Origin of the sequence: Pedobacter glucosidilyticus (assembly GCF_002483235.1) — a bacterium.
Classification (GTDB): Bacteria; Bacteroidota; Bacteroidia; order Sphingobacteriales; family Sphingobacteriaceae; genus Pseudopedobacter; species Pseudopedobacter glucosidilyticum_B.
The window spans coordinates 137,581-155,821 of record NZ_DLHN01000022.1; the positions used below are offsets into that span (position 1 = coordinate 137,581).

The following is an 18,241-nucleotide window of genomic DNA, read 5'->3' on the forward strand; positions in this document are numbered from 1 at the left end:
TGGTTTAAATTAAAGGTCGTTTTGGATAATAATTTCTAAAGCTTTATCAAAGTTAGATTGATGAATATAAACCTCAACCCCGCCAAATTTATAGGCTGTATCTTGCTTATTCATCAAAACAGCTTCTATTTCGTGGTCCACTAGCACTTGCCTCACAATCTCAGACTTCATGAACTGATGTGAAGTATAAATTTTTACCCAAGTACTATTCATAAATGTCTGCTTGTTTATCCTTTTTACTATTTTGATAAAACTTAATCAGCAAAACTAAGGTAATTATCGCACTTAATAAATATCCCCATATTTGAAAGGTGTCTGTTTTTTCAATTTCATCAATACTTTTACCTTGTAATTGTAGTATATAAGCCATAGTTACAGCTAAACCATTATTAAGAAAATGTGCCCAAACAGCTAACCACAAGCTTTTACCCCACCATAAAAAGTATCCAAAAAGTACGCCCAAAAGCATCCTTGGGAAAAAGCCAAAAAACTGTACATGTATAGCACTAAATATAATGGCGCTTATCCAAATGGCAACATGTGGGTTATAAAACCATTTGTAAAATATGTTCTGTAAAGCTCCTCTAAACAAAAGCTCTTCACCTATGGCGGGTATAATAGCAATCATCAATAAGTTAAGTAAATAATCGCTAAAGCTTTTCATCTCCAAAAGCTGTTTGGTTAAAACGGCGGCTTGTTGTTCTTTTTCTCGCATCCATTGTTCTAAACCTTTTAAAAATTCTGGTAAAACCATTTTTTGGTTAGCATCGTTTATCAATTCAAGAAAAGGTAAACCTACAAACATAATAGCCGTTACAATAAGGATTAATTCTGGAGCTTTTAGTGGGTTGTATAAGTGATAATAAGATTTTAAAGGTTGTTTTGTGGCTAAAGCAAAAGTTAACGGGCCGGCTATAAAAATGCCTAAAGAGCTTGAGATTTGTATTGTTCTGATGAAATTGATATCCATATTGGTTTCATCACCAGTTAAAAGCGCAGAGAAATTATTACCAGTTAAGCTGTATATAAAAAGGCCAATAATACTAAATACAATACCACCAGCTATAACATAAAGTAGCAAATAAATTAATTGTAGAGTTGGGTGTTGATGTGTTGACTTTTGCATGTCACTCATAATTAAGGATATTTAGTAAATTTGCGTTCAATTTAATGATTTGATTTTTAAATGTCTGTTAAAATAGGAAATATAGATTTAGGTGATTTTCCCTTGTTGCTTGCGCCGATGGAAGATGTGAGTGATCCACCTTTTCGTTTTGTTTGTAAACAAAACGGAGTGGATATGATGTATACGGAGTTTATTTCCTCAGAGGGTTTAATACGTGATGCCGCAAAAAGTAGACAAAAATTAGATGTTTTTGAGTACGAGCGTCCTATCGGGATTCAAATTTTTGGTAGCGATATAGAGCACATGCGTGAAGCTACAGAAATAGCAACACAAGCAAAACCCGATTTAATAGACATCAACTACGGTTGCCCGGTAAAAAATGTGGCCTGCCGTGGTGCTGGCGCTAGCTTATTACAAGACATAGATAAAATGGTAGCCATGACGGCTGCTGTTGTTAAAGCAACGCATTTACCGGTTACAGTTAAAACTCGTTTAGGTTGGGATGATAACACTAAAAATGTTTACGAGGTTGCAGAGCGCTTACAAGATGTTGGTATACAGGCTTTAACGATACATGGGCGTACCCGTTCTCAAATGTATAAAGGTGTTGCTGATTGGACTTTGATTCGTGAAATTAAAAGAAACCCTAGGATTCAAATTCCAATTTTTGGTAATGGCGATGTTGATTCTCCTGAAAAAGCCGCTAACTGGCGTTTGGAGTACGAAGTAGACGGAATTATGATTGGTAGGGCTGCCATTGGTTACCCTTGGATTTTTAGAGAAGTAAAACATTTTTTTGAAACAGGTACTTTCTTAGAAGGACCAACCATAAACGAAAGAGTTGATGTTTGTGCCACGCACCTAAGAAAATCTATAGAGTGGAAGGGACCAAAAACAGGTATTTTTGAAATGCGAAGACATTACGCTAACTATTTTAAAGGCATACCAAATTTTAAAGAATACAGAATGAAACTGGTAAGCTTAGAAAGCGTAGAAGACATAGAAGACGTACTACATGAAATTAGAAACAAATTTGATACAGTAGCGGTCTGATTTTTGATTTTATATTTTTAATCTCTAAATTGTTAAAAAATTAAAGAAATGGTAGCGCAAATAACCGACGGAGTAAAAGTTTCTGTTGAAACCACCTACCAGCCAGAATACTCAAATCCGGCTAATGAGCATTTTATGTTCGCTTATAAAATTAAGATTGAAAACCTAAGCCATTATAGCGTTCAGCTGATGAGCAGACATTGGAATATTTTTGATTCTAATGGTACAAAAAGAGAGGTAGAAGGAGAAGGTGTAGTTGGGCAACAGCCCATTATAGAGCCAGGAGGCATGCATGAATATGTATCAGGATGTAACTTACAAACAGATATGGGAACTATGCATGGTAGTTATGAAATGAGAAGATTGGTTGATGATGAAGCTTTAACAGTTTTAATCCCAAAATTTGCATTAATTGCCCCTTTTAAACTGAATTAATTTTAATCGTTAATAAATAGTCGAAGCCTCTTCATTTTTGGAGAGGCTTTGTTGTTTAGAGGGTTTTGTAAAGTGTCGTGAATTGATTTTTGGTTAAAACCTTTGTTCTTGTAAAAGGGTTGTATTTTTAGGATTTTGCTTGTTTTAAAAATTTTGGGGGATAGGATTTTCATGTCCCAAAATGTCCCATGTTTTAATAACGTGTCCGTTTTTTCGATTTTTTTACCCACGTTAATAGAACATGGGAGTTTTTTACCCACATCTTATTACCCCTTTTTTAGAAGCTCATAAAGCTTCAAATTGATATAAATAACCTCTTTCCCCTTATTCTCAGAAGCTAAAATCCCTAAATCTTCTAAAGACTTCAAATAATTACCCGATGTTTTCCTGTTCAGATGCAGATTTTCCACCAAAAACTCAATCTTGCAGTATGGGTGGATAAAAAGCTGCTCTATCAAATCTTTCGAATAGATTCTAGGCAACTTCTCCTGTACCAATTTTTGTGTTTCGTTGAACAGTAGATTGATTTTGATGATTTGCTCAATGGTACTTTGGGCTGTCTGTTCTATGCCTTTAAGCATATACAGAATCCATCCTTCCCAGTTATTTTTAGTACGTACTTCTTGTAATAATCGGTAGTAATCTCCTTTATTTTGAATGATATAAGAACTCAAATATAATACAGGTTCGTTTAACAATCCTTTCAATATTAAATACAGGACATTGATAATTCTTCCGGTTCTACCATTTCCATCATAAAAAGGATGAATGCTTTCAAATTGATAATGTTGAATGGCTAACTTGATTAAAGGTGAAATATCATCTGCATCATTATTCAGATATTCTTCCAAATTTTTCATCAAATCACTAATCGTATCGAAATTATCAGGAGGAGTGTAAATTACTTCATTAGTCAAATCATTGATCAAAGCTGTTCCAGGTAGTTTTCTCAATCCAGCATTATTTTCTTCCAATTCTTTCTGGATGGTAATTATTCCGTTTGTATTAAGAAATCCCTTCTGTTTGATTAAGCGTGTTCCCATCAAAAGAGCTTCTCTATACCGCAGAACCTCTTTAGTTGCTACATCAGGTTTAGCCGACTTGGCATATAAAGCTTGGTAAAGTTTGTCTTGAGTTGTAATCACATTTTCAATTCCAGAACTCGCTTGAGCTTCTTTTAAAATAACCGCATTGATAAGAATATTTGGATTAGGTAAGGTGTTTGTAAGACCCTTTAATTCTGCCAAAGCAACTGCTGATTTACTTTCTTGTTTTAGAATAGCAATTGTCTCCACCAAAGATTCTTTTGGAGGAAGAAAAGGTAAATCGTTAAATGCTGTGTTTGATTTTGTTGTCATACTCTAATTTAAATTACATATTCAGCAATACCATTAGGCAATTTTTCATCAAACCAATGCCAAATATCAAAACGGTAGGTACCTTTTTCCCACCAATAAAAATCAACTTCAATTTCATCGTGTGAATTGATTGGAATGTCAAATTATGAAAAGATTTTTAATTTCCAACTTCACTATAATAGATTAGTTGATTTTAGGATATTCTGATTAGTTAAACACCTTTGTTATCCTTAAAAATAAAAGATATCCTTTATAAATAGTTTTTTTATCGTAGTATATTTCAGCAATTCTAAAAAACAAAAAAGGCCATCTTTCAAAAAAGACAGCCTTTCTACGTAAGAATTTTTTATAAAAATTATCCTTTGATAAACTCTGCATTAAAGTACTCTCTGTTCATACGAGCAATGTTGGTTACTTTAATCTCTTTAGGACATTGTGCTTCACAAGCATACGTATTGGTACAGCTTCCAAAACCTTCATCATCCATTTGGTTTACCATAGCTTTAGCTCTTTCATAACGCTCTGTTTGTCCTTGTGGCAACATCGCATATTGAGAAACTTTAGCAGAAACAAATAACATAGCAGAGGCATTTTTACATGCCGCAACACAAGCGCCACAACCTATACAAGTTGCAGAGTTAAATGCTTCATCTGCAATAGTTTTAGGGATTAAAATTTCGTTAGCATCTGGCACACCACCAGTACCTACAGAAACATATCCACCGGCTTGTTGTATTCTATCAAAAGCACTTCTATCAACAGCTAAATCCTTAACTACTGGAAACGCAGCAGCTCTCCAAGGCTCAATAACAATGGTTTCACCATCTTTAAAGCTACGCATGTGAAGCTGGCAAGTAGTGGTTGCTCTTTTTGGGCCATGTGGTTCTCCATTAATCATTAAAGAGCACATACCGCAAATACCTTCGCGGCAATCATGGTCAAATTGAATTGGGTCTTCTTGAGTTTTAACCAATTTCTCATTAACCACATCCAGCATTTCCAAGAAAGACATATCAGGAGATATTTCTTCTGCCTTATAGGTTACAAACTTTCCTGGGGTTTGACTATTTTTTTGACGCCAAACTTTTAACGTCAGATTCATATGTCCACTCATATATTTTTAGTATTGGGTATTGAGTATTGAGTATTGAGACGCAAATCTCTTTACTCAATACGCTATACTATTTATAACTACGTTGTGTTAATTTAACATTCTCGAATACCAATTCTTCTTTATGAAGCTCTTCTGGTTGGTTTTTACCTTTATACTCCCATGCTGCTACATAAGCATAATCATCATCGTTTCTTAAAGCCTCGCCTTCTGGTGTTTGATACTCTTCTCTAAAGTGTCCACCGCAAGACTCGTTACGGTTTAAAGCATCGTCTACCATAAGCTCACCAAGCTCGATAAAATCTGCTACACGACCAGCTTTTTCTAATGATTGATTTACTTCTTCGCCTTCACCTAACACAATAGCATTTTTCCAGAAGTCTTCTCTTAAATCAGAAATAAGTTTCTTAGCTTTTTTCAGGCCTTCCTCGCTACGAGACATACCGCAGTATTCCCACATGATTTTTCCTAAATCTCTATGATACTCGTCAACTGTTTTGTTGCCTCTTAAAGAAAGTAAGGTTTTGATGTTTTCCTCAACTTCTTTCTTGGTTTGCTCAAAAGCAGGGTGGTTAGTATTGATAGGTGCTGGTCCTATGGTAGCTAAATAATCACCCACAGTGTAAGGAATTACGAAGTAACCATCTGCTAAACCTTGCATTAATGCTGATGCACCTAAACGGTTAGCACCATGGTCAGAGAAGTTTGCTTCACCTAAAGCATATAAACCTGGTACAGATGTCATTAAGTTATAATCAACCCAAAGACCACCCATAGTATAGTGCACCGCAGGATAAATTCTCATAGGTTGCTCATACGGGTTTTCATCTGTAATTTGATAATACATATCAAATAAGTTTCCGTATTTAGCTGCTACAGTATCCTTTCCTAGTCTGTTGATAGAATCAGAAAAATCTAAAAATACGGCTAAGCCTGATTTTCCTACACCACGACCTTCATCACAAACTTGTTTAGCATTTCTTGAAGCCACATCACGAGGAACAAGGTTACCAAATGATGGATATTTACGCTCTAAGAAATAATCTCTGTCTTCTTCTTTAATATCTTTAGCTTTTATCTCTCCGTTACGTAATTTTTGAGATAAATCTACCGTTTTAGGAACCCATACTCTACCATCATTTCTTAATGACTCAGACATCAGCGTAAGCTTAGACTGGTGATCTCCGGTTACCGGGATACAAGTTGGGTGAATTTGCGTATAGCAAGGGTTGCCAAAGAATGCACCGCGTTTGTGTGCTCTCCATGCCGCTGTAACGTTAGAACCCATAGCATTGGTTGATAGATAGAATACGTTTCCGTAGCCACCAGTGCATAAAAGTACTGCATGTGCGGCATGTGTTTCTATTTTACCGTTAACCAGATTACGAGTTACAATACCTTGGGCTTTACCATCTACCACAACTAAGTCTAACATTTCTGAGCGGGTATACATCTTCACTTTACCCTCATTAATTTGACGGTTAAGTGCTGAGTATGCACCTAAAAGTAACTGCTGTCCGGTTTGCCCACGAGCGTAAAATGTTCTGGAAACTTGCGCTCCACCAAAAGAACGGTTATCTAATAAACCACCATATTCACGAGCAAAAGGAACACCTTGAGCTACGCATTGGTCAATAATATTTACTGAAACTTCTGCTAAACGATAAACGTTTGCCTCTCTAGCTCTGTAGTCTCCACCTTTAATGGTATCGTAAAATAAGCGGAAGACAGAGTCTCCATCATTACGGTAATTTTTTGCTGCGTTGATACCACCTTGAGCCGCGATAGAGTGTGCTCTTCTTGGGCTATCTTGGAAACAAAAAGCTTTTACATTGTAGCCTAACTCTGCCAATGAGGCAGCAGCTGATGCACCTGCTAAACCTGTACCTACTACTATAATATCGTATTTACGTTTGTTTGCAGGGTTTACCAGTTTTAGATTGAATTTGTGTTTACTCCACTTTTCGGCCAAAGGGCCTTCTGGAATTTTTGCATCTAACTTCATCTTTATCTATTTTTTTCAGGAATATGTATGTATTCCTGTGTTATCTACTTATTTAAAAAAGAAATATAAAGGCATTGCAGCAAACCCTATTGGGACTAATACTGAAAACACCCAAACACCAAGAAAGTTTATCAATGGTCTATATTTACTGTGGTTCCACCCTAAAGTTTGGAAAGCACTTTGGAAACCATGTAATAAGTGGAAAGCAAGTGCCGCCATAGCAACAACATATAATGCCACTATCCAAAGTTGTTGGAAAGAAAAAGCAACTGCTTTGTATAAATCTTTCGCTTTAATGATTTGAACACCATTTTCTACATAAGATACATGGCCCGTAAACTCAGCCTCAGTAAGCTCTTTAACTTGTGTAATGCCTGTGTTTAAATCTGTACGGTACTCTATATAAGGTGTAGTACCCCAGTGGTAGTTATACCAGAAATTGCTCATGTGTACCACTATGAAAATAAAAATCATAGTACCTAAAATACCCATGTTTCTAGATGACCATATACTGCCATTACCAGCTTTTTTTGCATAAGGAACAGGACGAGCAGCTTTGTTTTTTTGTGTTAAAATGATGGCCCAAATGGTGTGTACCAAAATAGAAAGGTAAAGTAAGTACGATACAACCTTTATCGGGGCGAAATTTGTCATGAAATAAGCGTATTCATTAAATGCTAATCCGGCATCGTCTTTAAATAATTGAAAATTTCCAATTAAGTGGATGATGAGGAAAGAACATAGAAATAAACCGGTTAAACACATGATCAGTTTCTTCCCTAAGGTTGAGGAAAAAGTTTTAGAAAAATTGCTCATTATATTGTATTTAAGGTTTTTTGTTTGCAAAAGTATTTATTAAATGCTGAAAATTAGAAATGGTTTTGACTATTTAAAATGTAAATACTTATTTAGAACCATTCTAATTTTTTTTATTTATAGCAATGTAAATAATTCATTAAAAATCTATTTTAATAAAACTATCCATAATTAAACAGTTAAATATTTGATAAATTATTAAAGGCAAACGTGTGTACTAAAAATATTGTTTTATACTTTAAAGATTTTTGAGCCTCCTATAGCAAAAATTTGTGCCTCTTCGCTCTTTTTTAAAGTATATTTTCCAGTAAACTTACCAAATGCAGGCAAAATACCCTCGTTTTCCTTAAAATAGAAACAAGGGAGACTTATTTTTTGTTTTCCTTTACCTGAAATGGTGATTCCTGGGTGTAGATGTCCATAAAGTATAAATTTGTTGGATTTTTCTTTAGGTAAATCATGTAAGAATAATAAAAAACCTAGGTTATAATCTTTAACTACTGTAATATCAAGTTGTTTATATAAAGTATCCGGTAAAATATCATGATTTCCTTTTACTAAAATTAGTTTTATGTTGAGATGTAGCTCTCGCCAAAGCTGAAACCATTCCCAATCCTGATTAAAATCGCTATGAAATAAATCGCCTAAAAAAATAATAGTCTCTGGCTGATGTTTATCTATCAAGTCTGATAAAGTTGCCAAATCTTCTTGCGCTAATTGCTTAGGTATTGGAATTCCCGATTTTCTAAAATGGCCACCTTTACCTAAATGCACATCGGCAAGTAATAGCGTTCTATATGTAGGTAGTAAAATCGCTTTCTCGGGTAATAACACTAAATCTTCATTAGCGATTTTAACGCTGTAAAAATGGTTTGGCATAGTTACAAAAATAGCAAGTCCTGAAGAATTTCTTCAGGACTTGCTATTTATTAGTATATGTTATCAAAAATTATTTTACTGGGAAAGTAAAGCGGAACTGACCGCCATCTGGGGTGATACCTTGGATAGATAGCATATTGTTTTTAGTAGCGCTTAATGCAGCGTTTACTTGGTCTGTATTATTTACGCCTCTACCATTAATACCGGTAATAATGGTCCCTTTTGGTACCTCGTACATGTCAAAAGCTTTACCTGGGGCAACACTATTTACAATAACACCCGAGCTTACACCGTATTTTTTCTTATCAGCATCTTTTAAAGGTGAGAATGTTGCACCTAAAGTGTTCATAATTTCTGATGAAGCTACTGATGAATTGTTAGATGCTAATTTGTTAGCTTCTGCACCTTTAAGGGTTAAATTAAAGGTTTTTAAATCTCCGTCTCTTAAAACAGTTAATTGTACTTTATCTCCAGGGCGCATTCTACCTATTTTTTCTTGCAACTCAGAAGAAGTGATAACATTATCTCCGTTTAATTTTTTGATGATGTCTCCCTTCTTAATTCCGGCAGTAGCTGCTGCACCACCATCTACAGTAGATGATACATATAAACCATTTATTTCTTTAATTTTTAAACTTTCAGCAACATCAGCGTTAAGCTCTTGGAAAGTTACACCTATAAAGCCACGTTTAACTTCACCGTATTTGATAAAGTCGTCCATTACTTTTTTAGCTAAATTAACTGGGATGGCGAAACCGTAACCTTCATATACCCCAGAACGTGATGCAATAGCAGAGTTGATACCAATAAGTTCGCCTTTAGCATTTACCAAAGCACCACCGCTATTTCCTCTATTGATAACTGCATCTGTTTGGATAAATGATTCTATAGAAGAGTTAACTGGAGGATTTTCTGGGTCATAATCTCTAGGATTAATTTGATCTTGAGCTAAAATTCCAATAGATCTTGCTTTAGCACTTACAATACCCGCAGTTACAGTTGATTCTAGCGTAAGCGGATAACCTACGGCTAATACCCATTCTCCTACTCTTACATCATCAGAGTTGCCTAACTTTACGATTGGTAAATTATTAGCATCTATTTTTATAAGGGCTAAATCGGTATTTTTATCACGACCGATAACTTTAGCTTGTAAAACTCTTTTATCTGTTAAAATAACTTCTATTTTGTCTGCATCTTCTACCACGTGGTTATTGGTCATGATGTAACCATCGCCGGTAACAATTACGCCAGAACCTTTACCCATTGCAGGGGTATTGGATTGTGGGCGACTTCTTCTGCCAAAAAAATCTTCAAACATATCTCCAAACGGATCGGCGTAACCTCCTGATGAAGCCGAGCGGTTATAAGTAGTTCTTACGTGTACTACACCTGGTGAAACAGCCGCCGCTGCTTGTGTAAAATCTAATGCACCGGTTGAAGATATAACTTCTGAACTTGGGTTGTTTGCGAAATAAACTTTTTGTCTATCATCAAGACCCATGCCTTGGAAAGATTTATCTTCCAGTAATTTATAAGCACCTACAGCAATTGCTCCGCCAACAAAAGCTGTAAGGAGGCTCATCCCAATTTTCTTCATATTGTTTGTCATGCTTTCTAATTTTTGTCTATAACTTAATCCCAAAAATAATACCATTAAGACGTAGCTTGCAAGTATATGTTATCTGTTTTGATGTTAAAAAATGTTAAAACTTTAAATATAAATTATAAAAATTAACAATATTTTGCTTGTGAGCTATTGTTTGCACAACATTTATTATTTACCGATGTTTGTGTAATCATGGAATTAAATTTTTATAAATACCAAGGTGCCGGAAATGATTTTGTTATGGTAGATAACAGAAAAACGGGCTTCAATCATCATCATCCGGCATTATTAGCTAAAATATGCGATAGAAGGTTTGGTGTTGGTGCAGATGGTATTATGTTCCTTGAAGATAAAGAAGGCTATGATTTTGAGATGATTTATTACAATGCTAATGGTTACCCAAGTAGCATGTGTGGTAATGGCGGAAGGTGCATGGTAGCTTTTGCTAAATTTTTAGGAATCATTAATCAAGAGACTGATTTTTTGGCAGTTGATGGACCTCATTATGCAAAAATTTCAGAAGAAGGAGATTGGGTAAGCTTACAAATGATTGATGTTGATGTCATAAAAATGGATGGACATGATTATGTCATAAACACAGGCTCTCCGCATTTTGTACGTTTAGAAACATCAGACATATCTAAAAAAAATGTTTTTGAGGAAGGTAGAAACATCCGGTACAATGAAACTTACCATAAAGAGGGTATTAATGTAAATTTTGTTGAGGATAAACAAGACCACTTGTTTGTAAGGACTTATGAAAGAGGTGTAGAAGATGAAACTTACGCTTGTGGAACTGGTGTTACCGCTGTTGCATTAGCTATGGCTAAACATAAAGGTTTAAGTGGACATATCTCAACACCCATTAAAGTTTTAGGTGGAGATTTAACCATCAAGTTTGATTATGATGGAGTACATTATCGTAATATATTTTTAGAAGGCCCTGCAAAGCAAGTTTTTAAAGGCTTAATAAACCTTTAATATCTGGAGTTTAATCTTCTTCAAATTCTGTAATGTGTATAGCGTTTTTAATAGCTAAGTCTAATTCTTGACTGCATTTTTCCAGCAATTTTAAAAGATGCTTATTTACAGACTCTGAGTTTTCATATTGTAGCAATTCTATAATCCCTAGAACAGATGCTAAAGGTTTTCTAACTTGATGAGCATTAAACCAGGCTGTTTTTTTAAGAATTTCGTTTTGCTCCTTAATTTTTGCTTCTCTAATTTTTCTTTCTGTAATCTCACTTTCAATAGCTATATAGCCAATATGATGATTTTGGTCGTCAAAAATTGGCCCTCCGTCTATTTGAAGCCAATATTTTCTGCCAGTCTTAGAAAAATTGGCTACTTCAACATTAAAAAATTCTTTATTCTTTAATGCTTCATTTAATTTATCAACTGCTTCTTGACTTTCTTCTGGATAGAGAATAAAATCCCAAGGCGTTTTCCCCAAAATTTCATTTTCTTGATATCCGGTAAGTTCTATAAATGCAGCATTTACCCATTCTATTTTTCCTTCAACATCTGTAATTACAATAAGACTTTTTACTTTGCGTACAATTTCTTCTAGGCGTTTATTTTTTCTATTTACAAAAGTTATTTCTTCTATATCTTGTATAGAGCCTATAACCTTTTCTAAAGTACCTGCTGAATTATATTTTAAAATTGATTGGTCGTAAATAAGTTTAAAATCTCCATTAATAGTCTTAAACCTATACTTTCTTTTAATTGTTTGATACTTTTGTTCTACTGCTTCTCTAAAAATGGTATCGTTTTCAATAAAATCTGATGGGTGCATACGCTCTACCCACCAAGAATCTGGGTGATTAGCTTCTTTTACACCATAACCCATAATAGAATTTATGTTGCCTGTTAATCTAATGCGGGCATTTTTAATGTCCCATTCATAAAGTGCATCATTGGTTAATAATGCGAGTTGCTCAAAACGTTCAAGTGTTTTATGGATAAGTTGGTCTTTAAGGGTTATTTCGCTAACATCTTTTATATAACCTTCTACTGTAAACTTTTGCTTTTTAGGGTCTTTTAAAGTTCCGGCAAATAAAATATATCTTAACTCGTTTTCTTTTTTAAATCTTATAGTACATTCATTAATGGTAAAGCCCATTTTAAACGAGCATAAAAAGTGCTCTAATTTATTTTGGTCTTCTTTAACGACACTATTTTTTAAAATATTAAGCGGAGAAAAATTTTCTAAGTTATGGATGTTAAGTAGTTCAAAAAATCCTGCACTAGGTTCTAAGTGTTCCGTTTCTAAATTAAACTCCCAGCCTGCAATTTGTGCTATCTTTTGTGTATTAAAAAGTTTATTCTTATTGTACTCTATTACTTCTAAACTTTGTAACAACTTATTGTTTTGGATTTCAAGTTGTTGTTGATGATGTTTAAGTTCTTCTTTGATTTTCAATTGCTCGGTAATATCTACAGCTAAAACCAAACGGGCTGATTTTCCTTTGTAATTAATTTCATACGCATGTACATTAACCTTTATTTGTTCGCCATTTTTTAAAATGTGTATCCAAGGCTCATCGTATGAAATTCTTTTCGGAGATGATAAAATATCATTTAATAATCTTTCTTTTTCAGTATCTGGTCTTATATCTAAAATTGTTTTTGATAAAAACTCTTGTTTGCTATAACCATAATTTTTTATTGCAGCTTTGTTAACCTCTATAAATTTTAAACTTTTTAAGTCGTAGATATACATGGGGTTAGGATTAGCATCAAACATATTACGATAATCCTTTTCAGACTTGCTTAGCTTATCAAAATATTTGTTGATAAGTTTATAAAGTAATAAGCTGGTTATGGTAACAAATAACAATCCTTTTATGGTATTGGCCCAATTGTTATCGCATAAAACATGGTCTTTAAAAAAATAATCTAGGGCCCTATCACTAAAATATATCCATGAAATACCTAAGACAAAATAATAAAGCGTTATTTTTTTTTGGCTATTCATGCTGTTTTCAAACTTTTTAAAAGAATAGCAAAAGGTACTAATAATTATTTTACTTATAACTTATTAATGGTAAAGGATAAGAAAAAAAGAGTCGCTCTAAACTGGAAGAACGACTCTTAAACCTAAACAAATTTTGTGATACTGAAGGTATCAGGACCTAAACTGATGTAAATGTAAAGGCTAAATATTATTTTAACATTAACTTATGATGATTTTAAATACATTTCTAAACACTATCTACAAACCATTTTTATCATCAAAAAAGTGTTTAAAAGGTTTAAAACCAGTTTTTTTACCATATTTTCTGTTTCTTCAAGATGGTATTTTTGAGATATTTCTATCGCAATGTATTCATAATCATCATCTAAGTATTATAAAAACAAAAAATCCCAGACTCTTTTGTAAGCCCAGGATTTACACACATCTTTTTTATTACTGATATTATTTAAATACAGAATTTACTTCCGTAATTTTCCAAGCGTCTTTAATTTTTGATAAGCTAACAATGTTTTCTCTGGTAAAATTTTCATACTGCATACTTACCGTAACCAGTGCATAGTTATCACTTGCAGTAATTATTTTATAACTAATCTTACAGTTTTGAGTAGCAGCATTATTTTTATTGTTATTAAATTTTAACTCATCTGCTTTATAATGTGTAACCGTATTTCCATTTCTATTGATGTTAAATTTAGCGTCATAGGCAATTATAGAAGCATAATCTGCATGATAGCCAGATTTTAATACTTCGATATAAGTTCCGATACTAAAGCTCATGCTTTTTTTATCGATGTTTTTCTCATCTGCCATTATAGTGCTTGACACACTCAAAAGAACAAAACAAACAATTGCGGTTAAAAAGTTTTTAGTTTTCATGATTTAATTTTTTTAAGGTTAATTTTTAAGTTTTTATATTTCTAAGACTGTGGCTTAAAGAGGAATGTTACAATTAAAATGAAATTTTTTTTAAAACCACTGATGTTAAAAATAGCTGAGGATAATTTTTAAAATTTTTTGCTTAAAATACCTACTATATATTATATTTATTAAAATTTAAGCTAACACTTTTAATAATGGACGATGTAAATGCTCGGTTAGAGGAAAGTATTGTTGAAATTAGTCGTAAGCAGTTTGAGAAATTTCTTCAATTAGAAACTTTTTTTAATTGCACACCAGATTTACTTTGTATTGCCGGTTTTGATGGCTATTTCAAAAGAATAAATCCGGCTGTGGCTAATTTATTAGAGTTTACAGAAGAAGAGTTATTACAACATCCTATACAAAGCTTTATTTATGCGGATGATATATTAATTACTAAAACAGAAAGAGATAAGCTAAAAGATGGTCAAAGGTTATTAAATTTTGAAAATAGGTATATTACCAAAACCGGAAAAATAATTTGGCTTTCCTGGACATCTATTTTAGCTAGTGATAAAAACCACATTTACGCCATTGCAAAAAATGTAACTACCAAAAAGAAATTAGAAGAAGAAAAAAATACTTTATTAAATGAAATTGCTAAAGCTAATCAAGATTTAAAGCACTTTGCCAGAGCTACTTCGCATGATTTACGCTCGCCAATTAATAATTTAATTGCTTTATTTGAACTTTTGGATACAGAGAAAATTACAGATGAAGAAACCAAACAATTTGTTCAAATCTTACAATCATCTACTTATCAATTAAAAACTACTTTTGATAATTATGTGGAAGACTTAAAATCAAAAGATGGTCTTTTTGTTAGTAAAGAAACACTTATACTTGATGATGTTTTAACCAAAGTATTAGGTTCTGTACAACATTTATTAAATCAAGCACATGCAAAAGTTGAGATAAATTTTTCGGCTTTTTCTAACGTTTATTTTAATAAAACCTATTTAGAAAGCATTTTTTTAAACCTTATTACCAATGCTATAAAATATGCTAAGGCAGATGATTATCCGCTAATAAATATTTATACGCAAGTAGAAAATCAAATAAAACAAATCATCATTCAGGATAATGGAATTGGGTTTGATGCTGATAAAGTAAAAGATAAGATTTTTAGAATTCATCAAACCTTTCATAACCACCCTGATGCAAAGGGAATAGGTTTATACTTGGTACACACACATGTTTTAGAGATGGGTGCAAAAATAACTGTACATAGCGAGATTAATAAAGGCACTACTTTTAAAATACACTTAGGCAATTAAATTCTTCTTTTAAGCTCTATTATTTTTCGGTGATGTTCTTTATCTCTTACCACATCTAATAATACGCCACGCCCATTTCTAGATCTTAATACTTCGGTAATCTCATCTAAAGTCATGATGCTGGTGGGTTTAAAATTAATAGCAATAATTTCATCGCCTACCAAAAGTTCAGCATCAGAGGCTGGCGAGTTTTCATCAATTCTGTTAATGATATAACGGTTGTAAGCATCGCCAGCGGCAACAATGTCCATTCCGCTCATATCATGCTCTAAATCTGGAAAATTTTTGCTTATTTTCTTGAGATAGATATAGCCTTCATGATAATTAAAAATAACATTAAACTGCTTTAAAAACCTATTACCAATACTTCCGTTACGAGGTACAGTTAAAATTTTGGCCGCCACATCATCATAATGTGGAAATGAGGTAAGCAGGTTTTGAAACATTAAACCCTCCAAATTAAATATGTTTACACGAGCAATAGAACCATTAATTTTGCCGCCTAAACCTACTCCTAAAATAGTTTTTAAATGCTTATTTGGAACGGGAAAACTATAACCATTTAATGATTCTAAAGCTAATGTATGCCCTGCACCACTATCAATAATTAATTTTAAAGGGTAAATAGTATCTAAAAGTTGGGCTTTTGCTTGGCAGTAAGGTTTATTTTGCTCTATGGTTATGGGTATTTTATAACCATTTTTAAGCTTAGGCTTAAATGTCTTTTGTTGTATAATTAGATATTTAGCCTGGTAATATATTTTAATGATAAAACTATTAAAAAAATCATAACCAATTAAACCATGTATGGGCACACCAGCATGTTGCGATAAATTAAGCAAATCTTTTTCTAGGATTGCTGCGCCTAAACTTTTAGCCTCTGTGTTGCCTATATTAACTTTTAAAGAAGGGACTAAATAAGCAGATAGCTCTTCTATTTCTCCTAAACCAGATATTTTTATTTTTCTGAACGATTTAAGCCGAAGCGAGTCTTTTAAAACAGGATCTGTTATCACCATTAAACCCACACCAGAGTCTAATATAAAGTTAAATGGTCCTTTTTGGTTGATATAAGTTTTAACAACAATTAAGCCCCCAGCTTTAATAAAGAACAGTTGTTCCTTTTTTCTTTTACCTTTGAAACCAAATGCCTCATCAGCAAAATTTGGCTCGATAAATGAGAAAAAAGCAAGTATAAATATTACTAGAAGCCTTACGTTTAAAATGGATATCATCAGTAATAAGCAATTTAGTAATTAAAAACTAATGATAATAGATGTTGAGCCTTTAATATGCGATGTATTTTATCTCTAAATCTTCTTAAAAATATGATAAGATTTATATATATTTTTTTTCTATACGCTTTTATAACAGCTTGTACAGCTAAAAAATCTGTAACCACTACTAAACAACAAATAGATCATCAATTTGATTTACTTGCACAGAAAAACCATCATATTGGCTTCGTACTAAAAGATTTAGAAAAAAATCAAGTTGTTTATGAGCTTAACGCCGATAAACCTTTTATAGCAGCATCTACCATTAAATTGCTTAATTTTTATACCGGACTGCATTTCATGGCAGACTCTGTACCAAGTTACCAATATATCATCAAAGGCGATTCTTTAATTATTTGGCCCATGGCCGACCCTACTTTCCTTAATCCCGATTTTAAAGATCAACCGGCTTTTGATTTTCTAAAAAACTCAGGGAAAAATATTTATCTGGTAAGTGGCCGTTACAAAGGCGAAAAATTTGGTAAAGGGTGGTTTTGGGATGATTATAACGAAAGCTACCAAGCAGAAATTACCGACTTCCCGATGTATAAAAATATGGTTACATGTAGCCAAAATACCGATGGAACATTTAGCATGTCGCCAGACTTAGCTTCACTTTATTACAGCGAAAAGAGCGTTCATAAATCTTTAAAAAGCATCAAAAGAAACGCGTTTAATAATAATATTTTTGTTCCAGAGCAATTAAATCTGGGATATAAACAGCTTATTCCTATCAGCTTTAATAGTAATATAAAAGAAAGCTTGTTAACCGATACTTTGTTAGCTACAGGTTTAATCACATCATCTGTAAGTACTTTACCGTGGAGACCAGTGTCTGCTAATGCTAAAATCATTTATAATACCCAAGCAGATTTGGTTTATAAAAAAATGTTGCAAAACAGCGATAATTTTTTGGCAGAACAACTGCTATTAAATTATGCTGCGCAACAACAACTAAATATGGATGCGAGTCTTATCATCCAAAAAGCACAACAAGAGCTTTTTAATGATGTTGACAAAAGCAGTTATCATTGGGTTGATGGTTCTGGCCTATCCAGACTTAACTTAATAAGCCCAAGCTTTGGCATTACTCTTCTTGAAAAGTTAAGACAACAAGTAAATAATGATAAACTTTTTGATTTATTAGCTGCCGGTAACAAAAGCGGAACGTTAAAAAATATGTTTAAAACCAGCTCTAATAGCTTTGTTTATGCAAAATCAGGCAGTTTATCTAATAATTATAATTTAGTTGGGTATTTGGTAGGCAAATCAGGTAAAAAATACGCTTTCTCTTATCTCAATAACAATTTTATTGCGCCAGTATCAGCCGTACGTACCGATGTTGAGCAACTTTTAACTTTTATACATCAAAACTACTAACATGAAAAGGTTTTTGT

General features: G+C 33.2%; 16 protein-coding genes. 5 read left to right on the forward strand and 11 right to left on the reverse strand.

All coding sequences use genetic code 11. The features are described 5' to 3' along the window. Window positions 1-9: 9 nt before the first annotated feature. Together B2745_RS08645 and B2745_RS08650 are read right to left on the reverse strand one after the other, a co-directional pair. A complete protein-coding gene (locus B2745_RS08645) occupies window positions 10-213 on the reverse strand; it encodes a putative signal transducing protein (protein ID WP_304065403.1) in 204 nt (67 codons plus the stop codon). Beyond that, on the reverse strand, window positions 206-1,126 hold the full coding sequence (locus tag B2745_RS08650; protein ID WP_304065406.1) for a CPBP family intramembrane glutamic endopeptidase: 921 nt from the start codon (window positions 1,124-1,126) through the stop codon (window positions 206-208). Before B2745_RS08650 ends, B2745_RS08645 begins: the two co-directional genes overlap by 8 nt. 60 nt (window positions 1,127-1,186) lie before the next feature. On the opposite strand from B2745_RS08650, the gene dusB reads away from it, so the two are divergent. Both dusB and apaG read left to right on the forward strand, forming a co-directional pair. Continuing rightward, entirely contained in the window at window positions 1,187-2,179 is a 993-nt protein-coding gene (gene dusB / locus B2745_RS08655; RefSeq protein WP_304065408.1) for a tRNA dihydrouridine synthase DusB, read from the forward strand. Between the two features lie 48 nt (window positions 2,180-2,227). After that, a complete protein-coding gene (gene apaG, locus B2745_RS08660) occupies window positions 2,228-2,614 on the forward strand; it encodes a Co2+/Mg2+ efflux protein ApaG (protein ID WP_304065410.1) in 387 nt (128 codons plus the stop codon). Between the two features lie 266 nt (window positions 2,615-2,880). Here apaG and B2745_RS08665 read toward each other — a convergent pair whose 3' ends face one another. From B2745_RS08665 to B2745_RS08690, 6 genes are all read right to left on the reverse strand, one after another. Further along, complete coding sequence (locus tag B2745_RS08665; protein WP_304065412.1) at window positions 2,881-3,972, reverse strand: Fic family protein; 1,092 nt, start codon at window positions 3,970-3,972, stop codon at window positions 2,881-2,883. Between the two features lie 355 nt (window positions 3,973-4,327). Next, a complete protein-coding gene (locus B2745_RS08670) occupies window positions 4,328-5,086 on the reverse strand; it encodes a succinate dehydrogenase/fumarate reductase iron-sulfur subunit (RefSeq protein ID WP_304065414.1) in 759 nt (252 codons plus the stop codon). Between the two features lie 67 nt (window positions 5,087-5,153). Further along, a complete protein-coding gene (locus B2745_RS08675; RefSeq protein ID WP_304065415.1) occupies window positions 5,154-7,088 on the reverse strand; it encodes a fumarate reductase/succinate dehydrogenase flavoprotein subunit in 1,935 nt (644 codons plus the stop codon). A 48-nt stretch (window positions 7,089-7,136) separates the two neighbouring features. After that, window positions 7,137-7,904: a succinate dehydrogenase cytochrome b subunit gene (locus tag B2745_RS08680; protein ID WP_304065417.1), complete on the reverse strand. Its 768-nt coding sequence runs from the start codon at window positions 7,902-7,904 to the stop codon at window positions 7,137-7,139. A 231-nt stretch (window positions 7,905-8,135) separates the two neighbouring features. After that, entirely contained in the window at window positions 8,136-8,783 is a 648-nt protein-coding gene (gene pdeM / locus B2745_RS08685; RefSeq protein WP_304065420.1) for a ligase-associated DNA damage response endonuclease PdeM, read from the reverse strand. Between the two features lie 70 nt (window positions 8,784-8,853). Then, window positions 8,854-10,395, reverse strand: a complete 1,542-nt coding sequence (locus tag B2745_RS08690) for a Do family serine endopeptidase (RefSeq protein ID WP_304065422.1) — start codon at window positions 10,393-10,395, stop codon at window positions 8,854-8,856. Window positions 10,396-10,584: 189 nt separating this feature from the next. Between B2745_RS08690 and dapF the strand changes: the two genes are divergently transcribed. Then, window positions 10,585-11,373 (forward strand): diaminopimelate epimerase, encoded by a 789-nt coding sequence (gene dapF, locus B2745_RS08695; protein ID WP_304065424.1) that lies wholly within the window; start codon window positions 10,585-10,587, stop codon window positions 11,371-11,373. A gap of 10 nt (window positions 11,374-11,383) precedes the next feature. Here dapF and B2745_RS08700 read toward each other — a convergent pair whose 3' ends face one another. Continuing rightward, window positions 11,384-13,372, reverse strand: a complete 1,989-nt coding sequence (locus B2745_RS08700; RefSeq protein WP_304065426.1) for a PAS domain S-box protein — start codon at window positions 13,370-13,372, stop codon at window positions 11,384-11,386. Window positions 13,373-13,813: 441 nt separating this feature from the next. Further along, the gene (locus B2745_RS08705) at window positions 13,814-14,248 is read right to left on the reverse strand and encodes a nuclear transport factor 2 family protein (protein WP_304065428.1); all 435 of its coding nucleotides are present in this window, start codon (window positions 14,246-14,248) and stop codon (window positions 13,814-13,816) included. Window positions 14,249-14,445: 197 nt separating this feature from the next. Here B2745_RS08705 and B2745_RS08710 point away from each other — a divergent pair, with 197 nt between their 5' ends. Beyond that, complete coding sequence (locus tag B2745_RS08710; protein WP_304065430.1) at window positions 14,446-15,567, forward strand: sensor histidine kinase; 1,122 nt, start codon at window positions 14,446-14,448, stop codon at window positions 15,565-15,567. Here B2745_RS08710 and B2745_RS08715 read toward each other — a convergent pair. Continuing rightward, complete coding sequence (locus tag B2745_RS08715) at window positions 15,564-16,802, reverse strand: aspartyl protease family protein (RefSeq protein WP_304065433.1); 1,239 nt, start codon at window positions 16,800-16,802, stop codon at window positions 15,564-15,566. The genes B2745_RS08710 and B2745_RS08715 overlap by 4 nt on opposite strands. Window positions 16,803-16,895: 93 nt before the next feature. Here B2745_RS08715 and B2745_RS08720 point away from each other — a divergent pair, with 93 nt between their 5' ends. Next, window positions 16,896-18,224 carry a D-alanyl-D-alanine carboxypeptidase gene (locus B2745_RS08720; protein ID WP_304065435.1) on the forward strand — a complete coding sequence of 443 codons (1,329 nt, stop codon included), beginning with the start codon at window positions 16,896-16,898 and terminating at the stop codon, window positions 18,222-18,224. Window positions 18,225-18,241 lie beyond the last annotated feature (17 nt).